At 65.2% G+C, this 16600-nt stretch carries 13 protein-coding genes and 1 other annotated feature; of the genes, 9 read left to right on the top strand and 4 right to left on the bottom strand.

What is annotated here, in order from left to right; translation table 11 throughout:
* Positions 1-55: 55 nt before the first annotated feature.
* Positions 56-2470: a phenylalanine--tRNA ligase subunit beta gene (gene pheT / locus H8S23_RS02400; RefSeq protein ID WP_186886709.1), complete on the bottom strand. Its 2415-nt coding sequence runs from the start codon at positions 2468-2470 to the stop codon at positions 56-58.
* Between the two features lie 45 nt (positions 2471-2515).
* Complete coding sequence (gene pheS / locus H8S23_RS02395) at positions 2516-3535, bottom strand: phenylalanine--tRNA ligase subunit alpha (RefSeq protein ID WP_186886708.1); 1020 nt, start codon at positions 3533-3535, stop codon at positions 2516-2518.
* Positions 3536-3614: 79 nt separating this feature from the next.
* Positions 3615-3851: a binding site (T-box leader), on the bottom strand.
* A 429-nt stretch (positions 3852-4280) separates the two neighbouring features.
* Between pheS and H8S23_RS02390 the strand changes: the two genes are divergently transcribed.
* The 7 genes from H8S23_RS02390 (at position 4281) to H8S23_RS02360 (ending at position 10895) form a co-directional block, all read left to right on the top strand.
* A complete protein-coding gene (locus H8S23_RS02390; protein WP_186886707.1) occupies positions 4281-4649 on the top strand; it encodes a holo-ACP synthase in 369 nt (122 codons plus the stop codon).
* 4 nt (positions 4650-4653) lie between these two features.
* Positions 4654-5220, top strand: coding sequence for a hypothetical protein (locus H8S23_RS02385; RefSeq protein WP_186886706.1), 567 nt, complete (start codon positions 4654-4656; stop codon positions 5218-5220).
* Between the two features lie 142 nt (positions 5221-5362).
* Positions 5363-5713, top strand: a complete 351-nt coding sequence (locus tag H8S23_RS02380; protein WP_186886705.1) for a type II toxin-antitoxin system PemK/MazF family toxin — start codon at positions 5363-5365, stop codon at positions 5711-5713.
* Positions 5714-6163: 450 nt separating this feature from the next.
* Positions 6164-7465: a M23 family metallopeptidase gene (locus H8S23_RS02375; RefSeq protein WP_186886704.1), complete on the top strand. Its 1302-nt coding sequence runs from the start codon at positions 6164-6166 to the stop codon at positions 7463-7465.
* 71 nt (positions 7466-7536) lie between these two features.
* Positions 7537-8412: an NAD(P)-dependent oxidoreductase gene (locus H8S23_RS02370; protein WP_186886703.1), complete on the top strand. Its 876-nt coding sequence runs from the start codon at positions 7537-7539 to the stop codon at positions 8410-8412.
* Between the two features lie 271 nt (positions 8413-8683).
* A complete protein-coding gene (locus H8S23_RS02365; RefSeq protein WP_186886702.1) occupies positions 8684-10201 on the top strand; it encodes a DUF1538 domain-containing protein in 1518 nt (505 codons plus the stop codon).
* Positions 10194-10895, top strand: coding sequence for a transcriptional regulator (locus tag H8S23_RS02360; RefSeq protein WP_186886701.1), 702 nt, complete (start codon positions 10194-10196; stop codon positions 10893-10895). The genes H8S23_RS02365 and H8S23_RS02360 overlap by 8 nt, the downstream gene beginning before the upstream one ends.
* A gap of 473 nt (positions 10896-11368) precedes the next feature.
* Here the strand turns inward: H8S23_RS02360 and murC are convergent, their stop codons facing one another.
* The gene (gene murC, locus H8S23_RS02355) at positions 11369-12739 is read right to left on the bottom strand and encodes a UDP-N-acetylmuramate--L-alanine ligase (RefSeq protein WP_186886700.1); all 1371 of its coding nucleotides are present in this window, start codon (positions 12737-12739) and stop codon (positions 11369-11371) included.
* Positions 12740-13119: 380 nt separating this feature from the next.
* On the opposite strand from murC, the gene H8S23_RS02350 reads away from it, so the two are divergent.
* Together H8S23_RS02350 and H8S23_RS02345 are read left to right on the top strand one after the other, a co-directional pair.
* Entirely contained in the window at positions 13120-13884 is a 765-nt protein-coding gene (locus H8S23_RS02350) for a hypothetical protein (RefSeq protein WP_186886699.1), read from the top strand.
* On the top strand, positions 13881-15104 hold the full coding sequence (locus tag H8S23_RS02345) for an acyltransferase family protein (RefSeq protein ID WP_186886698.1): 1224 nt from the start codon (positions 13881-13883) through the stop codon (positions 15102-15104). Before H8S23_RS02350 ends, H8S23_RS02345 begins: the two co-directional genes overlap by 4 nt.
* A 97-nt stretch (positions 15105-15201) precedes the next feature.
* Here the strand turns inward: H8S23_RS02345 and H8S23_RS02340 are convergent, their stop codons facing one another.
* Positions 15202-16317 carry an aldo/keto reductase gene (locus tag H8S23_RS02340; RefSeq protein ID WP_186886697.1) on the bottom strand — a complete coding sequence of 372 codons (1116 nt, stop codon included), beginning with the start codon at positions 16315-16317 and terminating at the stop codon, positions 15202-15204.
* Between the last annotated feature and the right edge of the window lie 283 nt (positions 16318-16600).

Raw genomic sequence — 16600 nt, 5'->3', positions numbered from 1 at the left:
CCAAAAATGCCGGGACAAAATTGTCAGGGAGGAAAATCCGCCCAGGCGGGCGCTCTCAGCTGCGCAGGACGACGCCCAGCTGCTCCAGGTTTTTCAGCACCCTGGCGACGGCCTTGTCCGCCTCTTCGTCGGTGAGGGTGCGGTCTGCGGTGCGCAGCACCAGGCTGTAAGCCAGGCTTTTTTTGCCCGCGCCGATGTTCTCGCCGCGATAGATGTCGAACAGGGAAAGGCTTTCCAGCAGCTTGCCGGCGCCCTGCTCGATGCGGGCGGCGATCTCGGCCGCCGGCACCTCCTCGCCTGCCACCAGCGCCAGGTCGCGGGTAATGGCCGGGTGCTTGGGCAGGGGGCGGAACTCCGGCATGGGGCCGCGATGGGCAAACAGCAGGTCCAGATCTATATCCGCCACGCAGACCCGCGGTTTGAGACCGTAGTTTGCCAGCACCTTGGGATGCAGTTCGCCGATCACCGCCAGCTTTTCGTCGCCCAGCATCAGCCAGGCGGCACGGCCGGGGTGATAGGTGGTGCCCTCGGTGTTGGGCGTCACGGTCACGCCGGTGATGCGGGCGGTCTCCAGCAGCTGCTCCACGATGCCTTTCAGGCTCAGATAATCGCGGCCCGGGCCGTAAACGGCAAGGATCAGCTTTTCGTTTTCGACCGGCAGCTTTTCCGGATCGCCGGCGGGCAGGTACTCGGTGGCGTTCTCAAATACCGCCACCTCGGCGGCCCGGGCGTTGTAGTTGCGGGCCACCACCTCCAGCAGGCTGGGCACCGCGGTGGTGCGCATGATGCTGGTGTCCTCGCCCAGCGGGTTCGAGATGACCACCCCGCGGCGCAGCGGGTCGTCCGCGGGCAGGTTGATGTTGTCGAACGCCTTTTTGCCGTAGAAGCTGAAAGTCTCGCACTCGTACAGGCCATAGCCCACCAGCGCCTCGATCATGCGGCTGCGGAAGGTCTGCAGCTCGCTGGGCCGCGCGGTGGCGACGCCTTTCATGATGGTGCTGGGCACCCGGTTGTAGCCCACGTAGCGGCAGATCTCTTCCGCGATATCGCAGTCCCGCTCCACGTCGTAGCGCTCCGGCGGCACGACCACCACATACGGGCTCTCCTCGTGTTCCACCAGGGCGGTGAGGGGCTTTTTCTCAATGCCGAAGCCGAGCGGCTTCAGGATGGCGATCATCTGCTCCACCGGCACCTCGGTGCCCAGCAGGCGGTTGATCGCGCCCGGGCGCAGCGGGATGCGGCGCTCGGCGCGGGGTTGGGGGTAGACGTCGATGATGCCGCCGATCACATCGCCCGCGTCCAGCTGGACCACCAGCTCCAGCGCGCGCTGGATGGCGGGCAGGCAGTTTTCGGGGTTGAGGCCCTTTTCAAAGCGGCCGGAGGCCTCGGTGCGCAGGCCCACCTTTTTGGCCGTGACCCGCACCGAGGGGCCGTCGAAGCAGGCCCCCTCAAAGACGATGGTTTTGGTGCTGTCGTAGATGCCGGAGAACTCTCCGCCCATCACGCCCGCCACCGCCATGGGCACCTTGTCGTCGGCAATGACCATCATGGTCGCATCCAGGGGGCGCTCCACCCCGTCCAGGGTGACGATCTTTTCGCCCTCCCGGGCCATGCGCACGTGGATCTGCCTGCCGCCCACATAGGCGTGGTCAAAGGCGTGCATGGGATGGCCGTATTCCAGCATCACATAGTTGGTGATGTCCACGATGTTGTTGATGGGGCGCACGCCGCACAGCCGCAGCCGCTCGCGTAGCCAGCGGGGGCTGGGTGCCACCCGCACGTTGGTGACCATAGCCGCGACATAGCGGCTGCAGGTGGGGGCCGTGATCTCCACGCTCAGCCAGTCGCGGATATCGCCCTCGCCGCCGGGCGCTGCCGGCACGTGGTCGCGGAAAGGCACGCCGTAGGTGGCGGCGGACTCGCGCGCCAGGCCGCGGATGGACAGGCAGTCGGGGCGGTTCGGGGTGATCTCAAACTCCACCGAGACATCGTCCATGCCCAGTGCTTTCACCGCGTCGGTGCCCACCGGCACCTCCTCGTCCAGCACCATGATGCCGTCCTCGACGGCACAGGGGAAGTCGTGGGTGGTGAGGCCCAGTTCCCCCAGGCTGCACAGCATGCCGCAGGACTCCACGCCCCGCAGCTTGCCGCGGCGGATCTTCACCCCGCCGGGCAGGGTGCTGCCGTCCAGGGCGACGGGGCACAGGTCGCCCTCTTTCAGGTTCTGCGCGCCGGTCACGATGGTGAGGGGCGCCGTTTGGCCCACATCCACCGCGCAGACCCACAGATGGTCGGAGTCGGGGTGGCGCTCCAGCTTTAAGATCCTGCCGATGACCACCTTTTCGATCCCGTCGGCCTCGCAGGTATAGCCCTCCACCTTGCTGCCGCTCATGGTCATTTTTTCCGCATATTCATGGGGCGTGGTCACGATATCGGCGTAGTCACGCACCCAGTTCAAGGGTAATCTCATCTCTAAAACCTCCAAAATCAGCGCACGGCTGTGTGAATGTCAGGGTCAGAATTGCTTGAGGAAGCGCAGGTCGTTCTCGTAGAACAGCCGCATGTCGTCGATGCCGTACCGCATCATGGCGATGCGCTCCAGGCCCACGCCAAAGGCGAAGCCGCTGTAGACCTCGGGGTCGATGCCGCAGTTTTCCAGCACTTTGGGATGCACCATGCCGCAGCCCAGGATCTCGATCCAGCCCTCGCCCTTGCACAGGCTGCAGCCCTTGCCGCCGCATTTGAAGCAGCTCATGTCCATCTCGGCCGAGGGCTCGGTGTAGGGGAAGTGGTGCGGGCGGAAGCGCACCCGCGTCTCTTCGCCGTAAAGCTTTTTGATGAACGCTTCCAGCGTGCCTTTCAGGTCGGTGAAAGTGATGCCCTTGTCCACCACCAGACCCTCGATCTGGTGGAACAGCGGGGAATGGGTGGCGTCCACCGCGTCGCTGCGGTAGACGCGGCCCGGGCAGATGATGCGGATGGGGGGCTTCTGCGCCTCCATGGTGCGGATCTGCATCGGGCTGGTCTGGGTGCGCAGCAGGATGTTTTCAGTGATGTAAAAGGTGTCCTGCGTGTCGCGGGCCGGATGGCTTTTGGGCATGTTGAGCATCTCGAAGTTGTAGTGGTCGTATTCCACCTCCGGGCCGGCCTTGACCTCGAACCCCATGCCCAGAAAGATCTCTTTGAGCTCGTCCAGCACCTGCTGGAACGGATGGCGGCGCCCCTGCTGCGGGCGCTGCCCGGGCAGCGTCACGTCGATGCGCTCGGCGGCCAGGCGCTGCTCCAGCAGCTTGTCCGCAAGCTCTTTGCCGCGCTGGCGGAGCTCGGCGTCGATGGCGGCCCGCACCTCGTTGGCCAGGGCGCCCATCTTGGGCCGCTCCTCGGCGGTGAGGGCGCCCATCTGTTTGAGGATCGCGGTCACCTCGCCTTTTTTGCCGAGAAACCGCACCCGCAGTTCTTCCAGCGCCGCTTCGCTGTCCGCTTTGGCGAGCAGCTCTTCCGCGCTTTGGCGGATCTTTTCCAGTGCTTCCTTCATCTTCGTTCTCACCTCAAATAAAATTGATCGTCGGGGAAGGCGCAGGGCAACAAAAAACGCCCCGCCGCCTGCAAAAACATGCAGGGGCGAAGCGTGACACTCCGCGGTACCACCCAGCTTCCCGGACGGAGCGGGGCTCCGGCAGGGCACTTTGACGCCGCATAACGGGGGCGGGCCGTCCCGGCCTACTTGGACGCGTTCAGCCGGGCCTCTCCCGGGGGAACTTCAGCCTTTGCCCCTCTGCGGCGCTCACAGCGGTACGCCGCTCTCTGAGAGAGGGGAGGAAAAGCCTACTTTCCCCGTTCATCGAGTTATCTTTTGTCATGATAGCACCTTTGCCGGGCTTTTGCAAGCGCTTTTACCGGCGCGGGGCGTTCAAAAAAGACCGTTTTGTGGTATACTGGACAAAAAGAGAAAGCGGAACGGCGCAGCGCGGCCCTGCAGACTCCCCGGCAGCCGCTTTGCCGCCCGCAGCCCGGTCCCGGGGCTATGGTTTGGGACCGCCGGTCTCGGGCGCAGCAGGGCGGCCGCCGGGCCAAAGCGCCGCTGCGCCGGACATGCGGGCGTTTTGCGATTTGCAAAAGAGCGGGCGGCGCCGGAACGCGGCACGCCACACGGAAAAGACCTGCCGGCGGGCGGGCCCGCAAACAGGCCGCAGCAGGTGCTTTGAGGGAAACAGGCGGCTGGCCCGGGGCGGGGACAAGCGCGCGGGGAGAAAAAGAGCCCGACCACGGAGGAAAACAGGATGATACAGCTTGGTTTCGACGCGGCGCAGGTGAGCCGCCTGGAAAAGAGCATGAGGAACCCCCGCTTTTGCGAGCGGGTGTTTTCGGCGCAGGAGAACGCGCTGATCGCCGCAAAGCTGCGCCCCGCCGAGACCGCGGCGGCCCATTTTGCCGCAAAGGAGGCGCTGGGCAAGGCGCTGCGCTGCGGTATTTTCGGCTTTGACCTGCGCCAGGCGGCGGTGCTGCGGCGGCCGGACGGCTCGCCCTGCTTTGCTTTCAGCGGCGAGCTGGCAGGCCGGATGGAGCAGCTGGGCCTGACGGCGGAGGTCTCCCTCTCCCACGAGGGGGGCTATGCCTTTGCCTGTGTGCTGCTGCAGCCGGGGAGGTGAGGGGATGGTCCTGATGATCGGCGGGGCCAGCTGTACCGGCAAAACACTGCTGGCGGGACGGCTTGCCAGGCGCTGGGGGATCTCGGCCTTCTCACAGGACCATCTGAAGATGGGCCTGATCCGAGGATGGCCGGACTGCGGCTTCACCGCCTGCAGCGCCGACGGCGAGATCGCGGCCAGACTGGCCCCCGTGCTGACCGGCATTGCCCGCACCTGCCTTGAGAATGAGCAGGACCTGATCCTGGAGGGCTGCTATTTTCCCCCGCAGGCGGCGGCCCTGCTGCAGAAAGAGGCCCCGGGCGCGTTTTTTGCCCTCTATCTCGCCCTGTCGGAAGAGTACCTGCGCAGCAATTTTGAGACCGGCCTGCTGGCGCACCGCAACGCGGCGGAGCGGCGGCGTTTTCCCGAGGACCGGCAGCTGGCCTGCTTTGTGGAGGCCAACCGCCTGGTGCGGCAGCAGTGCCGCCGGGCGGGGGTGCGCTGTCTGGTGATCCGCAGGGAGTACCGCGCAGAGCTGGAGGCGATCCTGCCGGAGCTGGACGCATGGCGGGCCGCGCAGGGCGGGGAATAGCGGGCCCCGGGCGCCCGGGGCCCGGCCTTTCGGGCAAAAGATAAAAAGGGATGTTTAAACCGGCTTTCCCTGGTGCAAAATAAAGGTGCAGGCTTGCAGAGAATAAATTCACCTATTTTGCACAGGAGGGCGGAACGTCAAGATGGAAGTGAAACGAGGAGAGGTCTTTTACGCGGACCTGAGCCCCGTGGTGGGCAGCGAACAGGGCGGGACCCGGCCGGTACTTATTATACAGAATGATATCGGCAACCGGTACAGCCCCACTGTGATCGCCGCGGCGATCACCTCGCGGCAGGACAAAAACAGGATGCCGACGCACATCAATATCAAGGGGGAAAAGTGCGGCCTTGCCAAGGACAGCATCGTCCTGCTGGAGCAGGTGCGCACGCTGGACAAGCGCCGTCTGCACGAGTGCACGGGGCGCATCGACGAGACCGACCAGCGCCGGGTGGACGAGGCGCTGAACGTCAGCTTCGGGCTGACCAGTTATTGACCCGCAGAGCAGCGGGAGCGGCGGAAAACCAAAAAGCCGCAAAGACGCCGGCGGGGGCGGCAGGGGCGCGGGGCCGGGGGAGACCGGCGCAGCGCAGGCCCCGAGCCGCCGTCGTATACACGCCGGAGCGGCAAAAGGAAAATCGGGGAAAACCAGCGCGGGCCCAAGCCGTGCTGCGGCCTGTGCCGCGCCCTGCTGTGGCGGGACGGTTTTCCTTTTCAGCTTTGCATCAACGCCGCGGAGGGGCAGCAAAAGCCCTCCCGCGGCGTTTTCTCGTGCGGGAACTTTCAAAATCCGCCTTTTTTTGCTATACTGTAGGCATGGAAAAGACAGGCCCGCCGGCGGGCGGCGGAGGAGGCCGCAGGGGAACGGCGCTTTTGCGGGCCGGGGAGAACTGCGGCCGGACAGTTTCCGGCGGTTTTCAGTACAAAAAGAAACAGGTGAGACGGGATGCGCGCACTTAAAAAGATCTTGCTCTGGCTGCTCATGGTGGCGGTGCTGGCGGCGCTGGTGGTAGGCGGCGCAGTGGGATATTTTTATTTTCAGGCAGAACCGGGAGAGGCGGCCGACGCGCCGCTCACAGTGCAGACGGGCGCGGACGGCGGCGCGTCGACAGAGCACCAGTTCGTCGCGCCGGTGGGTTATGCGCTGCGCGTGCCGGTGCTGGGCGGCGTCCTTTACCGCGATTTTGAGGGGGCGGACCCGTCGGCGGAGCAGGAGCTTCAGCGGGATCAGCTGGAGGGAGCGCCCCTCTCCCTGCCGCAGGGATACCGCTTTTTGTCCATCCAGGTGGACGGCACCGGCGGTACCCTTTTCTCCGGCACGGAAGAGGCGTACAGCGCTTTCACCTATCCGGGCAACGGGCGCTATCTGTACCGCATCCAGGCGGAGGCCCCGCCCGCCGGCGAGGGGGAGCGCGCCCGCGCGCACGGCGTGCTGAACTATAAATTCACGGTCAAGGTCTCGGTGGAGCTGAACGCCTTTCTCTCCGAGGACAGGGTAAAACAGGGCGAGATCCTGGCGGTGCGGATCGAAAACAACCTGGACGGCATCCAGCCGTTTGGGGAAAGCGCGCTGGGGCCGGTCAATTTTATCCCCTCCGGCGAGGACGGCTGGGTGGCCTTTGTCCCGGTGGCCTATAACCGGGAGGCGGGGGATTACACCGTTGAGGTGAGCTGCGGCGATTTTTCGGCCAGCCTGCCCGTGGCGGTGGAATACAAGCCCTATGAGAAAAAAGAGTTCGCCTCCGCGGCCGATCTGCCGGACGCCGCACAGGAGAGCGCGGCGGCCAGCAGCCAGTACAGGGACGCGATCTGGCCCCTTTACGACGCCATGCGCCCCAGCGTGCTCTGGCAGGGGATCTTTCAAAAGCCGGTGGAGGGGCTGGTAAAATACGAGTACGGCATGGGCAGCCTGCTGCCGGGCGCTTCGGTCTCGCAGCGGCACAGCGGCGTCGACTACACCGTCGCGGCGGACAATACGCCGGTGACCGCCCCCGGCGGGGGCGAGGTGTTCTATGCGGGCAATCTGGCGCTTACGGGGAACACGGTGGTGATCGAGCACGGCGGCGGGGTAAAAAGCTATCTTTATCACCTGTCCAGTCTCGCGGTGACCGGGGGGCAGACGGTGGAAAAAGGGCAGCAGATCGGTACGCTGGACGCGGCCGGCACCCTGCACTATGAGATCAAGATCGGCAACCAGAGCGTGGACCCGGCGCCGGTTTTTTCAGGACAGAGCGGGCTTTACCGATAAGCGGAGCGGGCGGCCCGGTGCGGCCGCAGCCCCGGCAGCCGGGAAGCCCGATGATACAGGGAGGCAGAGAGATGAAAAAGATCGGATTTATCGGCGTGGGCGTGATGGGCGCCCCCATGGTGCAGAACCTGATGAAAGCGGGATATGAGCTGACGGTCTATTCCCGCACCAAAGCAAAGTGCGAGGCCGTGCTGCAGGCAGGGGCGGCATGGGCGGAGACCCCGGCCGCCTGCGCCGCGGGCCAGGACGCGGTGCTGACCATGGTGGGCTACCCCCAGGATGTGCAGCAGGTCTATTTCGGGGAAAACGGTATTTTTGAGAGCGTGGAAAAAGGGATGCTGCTCATCGACCTGACCACCACCAGCCCGCGGCTTGCAAAGCGGATCTATAAACATGCCCAGGAGGCGGGCGCCCAGGCGCTGGACGCGCCGGTGTCGGGCGGCGACGTGGGCGCGCAGAAAGGGACGCTGGCCATCATGGCGGGCGGCGACGAGGACGCCTTTGCGCGCGCAAAGCCCCTGTTGGAGGCCATGGGCAGCAATGTGGTGTACGAGGGCCCCGCGGGCAGCGGCCAGCACACCAAGATGGCAAACCAGATCGCCATCGCGGGCGCGGTGTCCGGCGTCTGCGAGGCGCTGGCCTACGGCCGGGCGCAGGGGCTGGACCTGGACCGGATGCTCGCTACGATCGGCAGCGGCGCGGCGGGCAGCTGGCAGATGTCGGGCAACGGCCCCAAAATGCTGGCAGGCGATTTTGCACCCGGCTTTTACATCAAGCATTTTATCAAGGATATGAAGATCGCCGAGGAAGAGGCCGAGAGCGCAGGGCTGGAGCTGGGCATCCTTTCGGACGTGCTGATGATGTACGAGGAGCTGGAGGAACAGGGGATGGGAGATCTGGGCACCCAGGCCCTGCTGAAATACTATGAACCGGAGGACGGGGAATGACCCGCAGCGGGCGGGAAAGGTCACAGATCATGGTCTTTTAAAGATGCGGCCGGGCGGGAGAGCCCGGCCGCATCTCTGTTTGCAGGGAATGGTTTTGCATAGAAAGATCCGGCTTTTCATAAACTGAAAGACGGGGACCGGCAGGGCAGATGAGGGCGACAGTTTACAAAAAATTCATAAAACAGGACCACAGAATCTGGTATACTATAATTATAAATAAAAGTTTACATTTGGCCGGGCGCCGGTGCCGGCCCGGAGAGGAAGGTGAGAGATGAACAAGATATTAAAAGAAAAGATCCGCGAGGCGGTGGCTTCGGTCCTGCCCATCACCGGCATCGTGCTGGTACTCAGCGTCACCGTGGCGCCGATGCCGCTGGGCACCCTCATGATGTTTCTGGCCGGCGCGCTGCTGCTGGTGGTGGGGGTGGGCTTTTTCTCGCTGGGGGCAGATATCTCGATGATGCCGCTGGGCGAGGCGATGGGGGCAGGGCTGGGCGGCAGCCGCCGCTGGCCGCTGGCGGCGCTGGTCAGCCTGGCGCTGGGCGCGCTGATCACGGTGGCCGAGCCGGACCTGCAGGTGCTGGCAAACCAGGTGCCGGCGATCCCGGACGAGGTGCTGATCTTTACCGTCGCGGCAGGGGTGGGGGCTTTTTTGGTGCTTGCCCTGCTGCGCACGCGGCGGGGCTGGCCCCTGTCGCGTCTGCTGGCGATCTTTTACCCGCTGGTGTTTTTGCTGGCATTTCTGGCCCCGGGCGATTTTATCGCCGTGGCGTTCGACTCGGGCGGGGTGACCACCGGGCCCATCACCGTGCCGTTTCTGATGGCGCTGGGGGTGGGCATGGCCTCCCTGCTGGGGCAGCGGCAGTCGCGGGAGGACAGCTTTGGGCTGGTGGCCCTTTGCAGCATCGGCCCCATCCTGGCAGTGCTGCTGCTGGGGATCTGCTATGATCCGTCCACAGCCAATTATGCGGGCATCGCGGTGCCGGACGTGTTTACCACAAAAGACGTCGCACGGCAGTTTGCAGCCGGGCTGCCCGCCTACGCCGAAGAGGTGGGGCTGGCGCTGCTGCCCATCGCGGCGGTCTTTGCGCTGTTCCAGCTGATCAGCCGCAGCCTGCACCGGCGGCAGCTGGCGCAGGCGGGGGTGGGGCTGGTCTACACCTTTTTGGGGCTGGTGCTGTTTTTGACCGGCGTCAACGTGGGGTTCATGCCCGCGGGCCATTATCTCGGCAGTGAGCTGGCGGCGTCCCCGCTGCGCTGGCTGCTGCTGCCGGTCGGTTTTCTGGTGGGCTGGTTCATCGTCACCGCCGAGCCGGCCGTACATGTGCTCACGCACCAGGTGGAGGAGATCTCCGGCGGCGCGATCTCCCGCCGGGCGATGCTGCGCAGCCTGTCGGTGGGCGTGGCCGCCTCGGTGACGATCGCCATGCTGCGCGTGCTCACCGGGGTTTCGATCTTCTGGTTCCTGATCCCCGGCTATGCGCTGGCGCTGGGGCTTATGCGCTTTGTGCCGCCCATCTTCACCGGCATCGCGTTCGACTCCGGCGGTGTGGCGAGCGGCCCCATGACGGCGACCTTTTTGCTGCCCTTTGCCATGGGGGCCTGCGAGAGCTTGGGCGGCAATATCCTGACCGACGCGTTCGGTGTGGTGGCCATGGTGGCCATGACGCCGCTGGTCACCATCCAGCTGATGGGCTTTGCCTACAGCCGCAGGTCAAAGCGCCTGGCCGCGCAGGCGGATGGGGACGATATCGTGGAATACGACTGCGGGGAGGTGCAGTATGAGTGAGGGAAAACGGCGGCAGGGCGCCTGCCTGATGATCGCTATTGTGGACAGGGGAAAGGGTGAAAAGGCCGCTGCCCTGTGCGGGGGAGAAAAAGCCCCCCACACCATCTGCCCGGCGCGGGGGACGGCAAACAGCGAGATGCTGGACGTTCTGGGGCTGGCCCGCACGTCGAAAGACCTGGTGCTGGGGCTGCTGCCTCCGGGGGCGGCCCGGACGGCGCTGCCGCGCCTAGCGCAGGGGATGGAGCTCTCGCGGCCGGGCCGGGGCATCGCCTTTACGCTGCCCCTTTCGGGGGCGAGCAGCCGGGCGGTGCGCCTGGCGGAGGAAGGCGACTTTGAGATCACAGAAGAGGGAAGTGAAAAAGCGATGGGCGAACAGATGCATTACGACCTGATCCTGGCGGTGGTCAACGCGGGCTGCACGGACCTTGCGGTGGACGCTGCCGCCGCTGCGGGCGCCCGGGGCGGCACGCTGCTGCACGGGCGCGGCACCGGGGACGCGGCGGGCTTTTTGGGCGTGCCGCTGCCGCCGGAGCGGGAGATCGCGGCGATCCTGGTGCCGGCATCGCTGCGCCATGCGGTCCTGGCCGCAGTCAACGCGGCGGCCGGTTTGTCCAGCGAGGCGCAGGGGCTGGTGTTTTCCCTGCCGGTAGACGAGGTGGCGGGCCTGCATTTTCAGGGGGAATCCCCGGCCTGAACGCGCCTGTCCGCCGGGATAACAGGTTTTCATACAGAAAAAAATGAAAGGCGGCCGCCCACAGACCGGGCGGCCGCCTTTCACCGGCCCGGGCGCGAAGCGCCCAGGCGGCAGTTTTCCAAACCAGCGATCAGGGCTGGAGAACGTGCCGGCGGCCCCCATGTCCTGCGCCGCTGTGTCCGGGGGCCTTTTGTCGCGCCGCCGCCGAAAATGCCGCGGGCAAAAAATGCCGTCGTCGAAAATGCCTCCGCTGAAAATGTCGGCGGCAAAAGCGGCAGCGCTTTTGAAACGGCGCAAAAAAGTGGCTTCTGCCCCGGGGACAGAAGCCACAGATCATCACGGATCAAAAGAGCGGGAACAGGAGCGCCGGCATAAAACTGCGCCTCTGTTCCTGCTTTTTTATCGCATTTTATCGCATCCCCGCACCGCCGGTCAGCGGGGGGCGGCGCTGCGCATCTCTGCTTTTTCAGCGCTCAGACGATCATCCGCTTGGCGGCCTTGTAGATGTCGCCGCAGCCCAGCGTGATGACGAGGTCTCCTTTTTGCGCGTTTTTGCCGATATACTCCACAATGCCGTCAAAGTCCGGGAACCACACGCTGCCGGGGATGAGGGCCGCCAGGTCGGCGGTATAGATGTGAAAGGCGTCGTTCGTCTCGCGGCTGCCCATGATCTCGCTCATCACCACCTGGTCGGCGATCTGCAGCACCCGGGCAAATTCTTTCAGCAGCAGTTTGGTGCGCGAGTAGGTGAAAGGCTGGAACACGGCGATCACCCGCTGGAACCCCATCTGCTTGGCGGCGGAGAGGGTGGCCTCCAGCTCGGTGGGGTGGTGGGCATAGTCGTCTGCCACCGTGGCCCCGGAGGCGGTGTGCCCCAACACCTCAAAGCGGCGCCCGGTGCCCGAAAACGCGCCGATGCCGCGCACCGCCTCATCGGCGGTGCAGCCCGCCAGCGTGGCTGCGGCAAAGGCTGCCAGAGAATTGAGGACGTTGTGCCGGCCGGGAACCGACAGCGTCACCTCCGCAAGGCGCTCGCCGCCGTGCCAGACCTCGTAACCGTAAAACGCCGGGCGGACCATGCGGATGTTTTTGGCGGCGTAATCGCAGCCCTCCTTCTCGCCGAAGGTGACCACCTCGCGGTCGATGCCGGCCAGCGTCTGCATGGTGTTGGCGTCGTCCCCGTTGGCGATGATGCGCCGGTCTGTCAGCTCGGCGAATTTGCGGAAGCTGGCTTTCAGGTTTTCCATGGTTTTGAAAAAGTCCAGGTGGTCCGCGTCGATGTTGAGGATGATGCTGGTGTCGGGGCTGAGGTGCAGAAAGGTGTTGGAGAATTCGCAGCTTTCCACCACGATGTTTTCCCCTTTGCCCGCTTTGCCGTAGCCGTGGATCAGCGGCAGCTTGCCGCCGATGACCGCGGCGGGGTCTTTGCCGGCCATCTCCAAAATCTGGGTGATCATGCCGGTGGTGGTGGTCTTGCCGTGGGTGCCGGAAACGCAGATGGACCTGGCGTACAGCCGCTGCACATAGCCCAGCATCACGCTGCGCTCCACACAGGGGATCCCCAGCTCCTGCGCGCGCCCGATCTCGGGGTTGCCCGGCAGAATGGCCGCGGTATACACCACCAGATCGGCCCCCTCCACATTTTCAGCCGCATGGGGGATCCTGACGGTGATGCCCATCGCCCGCTCATAGTTGATGATGTCCCCCTCGTTGACGTCGCTGCCGGTGATGCTGTATCCGGCAGCGTGCAGGATCTGCACGATCGGAAACATGCCGCTGCCCCCGATGCCCACGAAATGCAGTCTTTTTTTACCCTCTAACAGTCCGGCGTCAAACTCGTTCAATACAGTCTCCCCGCTTCCTATTTTTCACTCTGCCACCAGTCTATGGTGGGCACGCCCGGTGCGTTCCAAACAAAATCGCAGCTTTTGCGCAGTCAAAAGGGCCCCAAAAACCTCAAAAAGCTTCCCGCAGCAGCAGGCGGGCGGCGGAGGAGCGCGCCAAAACCACGGTTAATATTATAGTATTTTTTGTCGGGGAAAGAAACACCTTTGCCGAAATTTCGCAGTCTGATATAATAAAGGGACAAAGGGGACGCGCGGGGCCTCTGGGTGACGCCCAAAGCGGGCAGATGGACTGCGGGCCGGCGCCCCTGCGCCCCAGGCCGGAGACCGGCTGCGGGCGGGGTGGCCTGCGCGGGTACCATGCGGCGGCCCCGGGGACCATGACGAAAAAAGTGGGGGAGGTGCGGCGGATGGAAGCTGCGGCAAAGGTGCTGGAACTGCTGCGCCGCGCAGCGGAGGGAGACGAGGCAGCACACGAAGAGCTGGCGGCGGCCTGCGGCGGGGCGGACATTTTTGCCGCGCTGCCGCCGCGCCGGGTGCGGGACGCGGTACAGGCGGCGCTGCTGGCCTGCCGGCCGCAGGCGGTCTATCTGCCGGTGCGTGCGGGCCGCCTTGCCCGCTTTGGCCTGCGGCAGCTCCGTTTTGAGCTGCCGCTGCAGGCCCTGCCCGCGCAGATGCTGCTGCGCTGGTGGGGACTGATCCGGGCGTGCGGCGGCCGCCCGGCACAGGTGGTGCAGGGGTTTGGGTTTTCCCGCTCGTTTCAAAGGGATCTGGAGCGGCTGGACGAGCTTTATTTTGCCCCGCAGCCGGCTTCTCTGCGGGAGCTGAAACAACAGCTGCGCCAGCCGCTGCCGCAGCCTGCGGAGGAGCTGTACACGGCTTTTGCCGCCCTGGACCCCCGGTTTAAGGAGCGCTGCGCGCTGCTGGAGCGGCTGCAAGCCAGCGGGGAAGCCTATACATTGGAGATGCTGGCCATCCGCCCCGCCTCGCTGCGGGCCCTGGGCCTGCCGGGAGACCGGGTCGGCCCGGTGCGGGAGCTGCTGCTGGACGCGGTGATCCGCGCGCCGGCGCTGAACCGGTATGAGACGCTGGCGAAGATGGCGACAGAGCTGGCGCCGCTGACGCAGAGGAGGAGAAACTTTTGAAGACCAGAGACAGGGCTGCGCCCGACTGCGTCCATGTGGACGTCGCTGACGGCTTTCGCGCCCTCAGCGCACTGCTGGTGCTTTGGTTTCACTTCTGGCAGCAGAACTGGCTGCGGCCGGAGATCGCGACCCCTTTCCTCGCGCCGGTCGGCATCGCCTCCATCGATCTGGAATGGCTGCCGCGCAGCGGCTATCTGTTTGTGGACGCGCTGCTGATGCTCAGCGGGTTCTGCCTTTTTCTGCCGGTCGCCCGCGCTGTGGAGGAAAGGCGGCCGGACGCGGGCCGCATCGATGCGCGCGACTTTTACCGCCGCAGGGCCGCGCGCATCCTGCCCAGCTATCTGTTTTGCCTTGCGGTCATCCTCCTCTTCCGCATCCTGCCGGACTGGCCCTATGCCTCGGCGGGCGATTTTTGGACCGATCTGCTGGGCCATCTCACCTTTACGCATTCTTTTTTCAGGGCGTCCTATCTCGGCACCCAGCTCAACGGCGCCCTGTGGACGTTGAGCATCGAAGCGCAGTTTTATCTCATCTTTCCGCTGCTGGCCCGCTGGTTCGCGCGCGCGCCGCTGCGGGCCTGGGCGGTGATGAACGGGATATCCCTGGCGGCGGTGGGGGCGCTGGTCCTGCTGCGGCCGGATCTGTGGATGTGGATCAACCAGCTGCCGCTCCAGCTGTGTACCTATGCCGACGGCATGCTGGCGGCGCTCTGCTTTGTGCGGCTGGCAAGGAGGGAGCGGCGCGCAAAGTGGGACGGGCTCTTCTTCTCCGCGCTTGCGCTGGCCTGTCTTTGGGGCGTTGCGGAACTGGTAAAGCGCCAGGGCCGCGCCCCAAACCTGCAGCTTGGACAGGTGCTGATCCGCCTGCCGCTCTCCGCGCTCTTCGCGGCCCTGCTGGCCTGTCTGGCGCTGGCTTCGCGGCCGCTGCGCCGGCTGTTCTCCAACCGGGTGATGCGGTTTTTGTCGGCCATCTCTTTCAACCTTTATATCTGGCATCAATATCTGGCGGTCCAGCTCAAATGGCGGTGGCGTATCCCCGTCTGGAGCGGGGAGCTGCCCCCGAACCAGACCGGCGACCGGGCCTGGCAATGGCGCTATACCGCCGTCATCCATCTGGCCGCGTTCGGCGCCGCCATCGCCTGCACCTATCTCATCGAGCGCCCCTGCGCGCGCTGGATCTTGAAGAGAGGCAGGAAAAAAGAAGAGGCTGCGTCCAGCTGAGCAGACCTCCGTTCTCAAAAAACAAAAACCCGCCCGGGCAAGCGTGTGGATGCGCTTGCCCGGGCGGGCTTTTTTCGAAGTAAAACGCGAAAGGGCCTTATTCGGCCGTCAGATAAGCGTGCGCCTCCGCCAGCCTCTCCGGGATCGAGATGTGCTGGGGGCAGAGAGACGCGCAGCGGCCGCAGCTCACACAGGCGGTCTGCCGGCTCTGCTCCGCCATCCGCCCATAGGCCCCTTTTGCGGAGGCCGGGGCGTCGAACACAGCGCCCTCGTTGCGGATCTTGAAGATGCCGGGGATGTCCACCCCCATGGGGCAGGGCATGCAGTACCGGCAGCCGGTACAGGGCACGACCGTGCGGGCGCGGTAGAGTTCCGCCGCCTTTGCCACCGCCGCGCGCTCGTCCTCTGTCAGCGGCCGCAGGGTGTCAAAGGTGTCCAGGTTGTCCTCCACCTGGGCCATGGTGGTCATGCCGGAGAGCACCACCGCCACGCCGGGCAGCTCGCTGACCCAGCGCAGCGCCCAGGAAGCCGCGCTCCAGCCGGGCTGCAGGGCCTGGTAGCGGTCCATGATCTCGCGGGGAGGGGCGGCCAGGCTGCCGCCCTTGACCGGCTCCATGACCGAGACGGTCATGCCGCGGGCGGCGGCGAGCTCGCAGCCGCGCAGGCCGGCCTGATCGTCCACGTCCATGTAGTTGAGCTGCAGCTGGCAGAAGTCCCAGTCGAAAGCGTTCGCCATCTCTTCAAAGACCGGGTACTCGTCGTGAAAGGAAAAGCCCAGTTTGCGGATCTTGCCCGCGGCTTTCAGGCGGGAGACGATGGCGAGGACGTCGTTCTTTTTGGCGATCTCCCAGCGCTCGGCCCCCATGGCATGCAGCAGATAAAAATCCACATAGTCTGTGCCCAGTTTGTCCAGCTGCTCCTGGAAGATGCGCTCCACGTCGGACGGCTCTTTGACCAGGTGAATGGGCAGCTTGGTGGCGAGCACGACCTTTTCACGCGGCTTGGTGGCGAGCCAGCGGCCCACGACCCGCTCGCTCTCCCCGTCGTGATAGGGGTAGGCGGTGTCGTAGTAGGTCACCCCGCGGGCCCAGGCGCGGTCCAGCATGCGGAAGGTCTCCGCCTCGTCGATGCTGCCGTCCTCCCGGGTGGGAAAGCGCATGCAGCCGAACCCCAGGGCGCTCACTTCCACGCCGGCGTGTTTCCGATATTCCATTGACACATCCCTCTTTTCAGGCGTCCTGTCCAAAGACGCCGTTTCAGAGCCGCCGTCCCTGCACCTCCCCGCAGGAGGCAGGGGCGGGACGCGCGGCTTTCTGTTTGCTTTCAGTATACCTGCTTTTTCCATTTTTCACAAGATGGCTTTGCGACCCGGCAGAGGCGGAGGCGGGGCGGAAAGGGCCGGGCCCGCCCCGGCGCTGGGGGAACAAAAGCTTCCCGCCCCACATAGGATGAGCCAGAAGTTTAGGCGCGCCCTGCCTGCGGGGAGGCGTTGATCT

The organism is Anaerofilum hominis, assembly GCF_014287275.1.
GTDB lineage: Bacteria > Bacillota > Clostridia > Oscillospirales > Ruminococcaceae > Pygmaiobacter > Pygmaiobacter hominis.
This window is presented reverse-complemented; position numbering and strand designations above follow the sequence as displayed.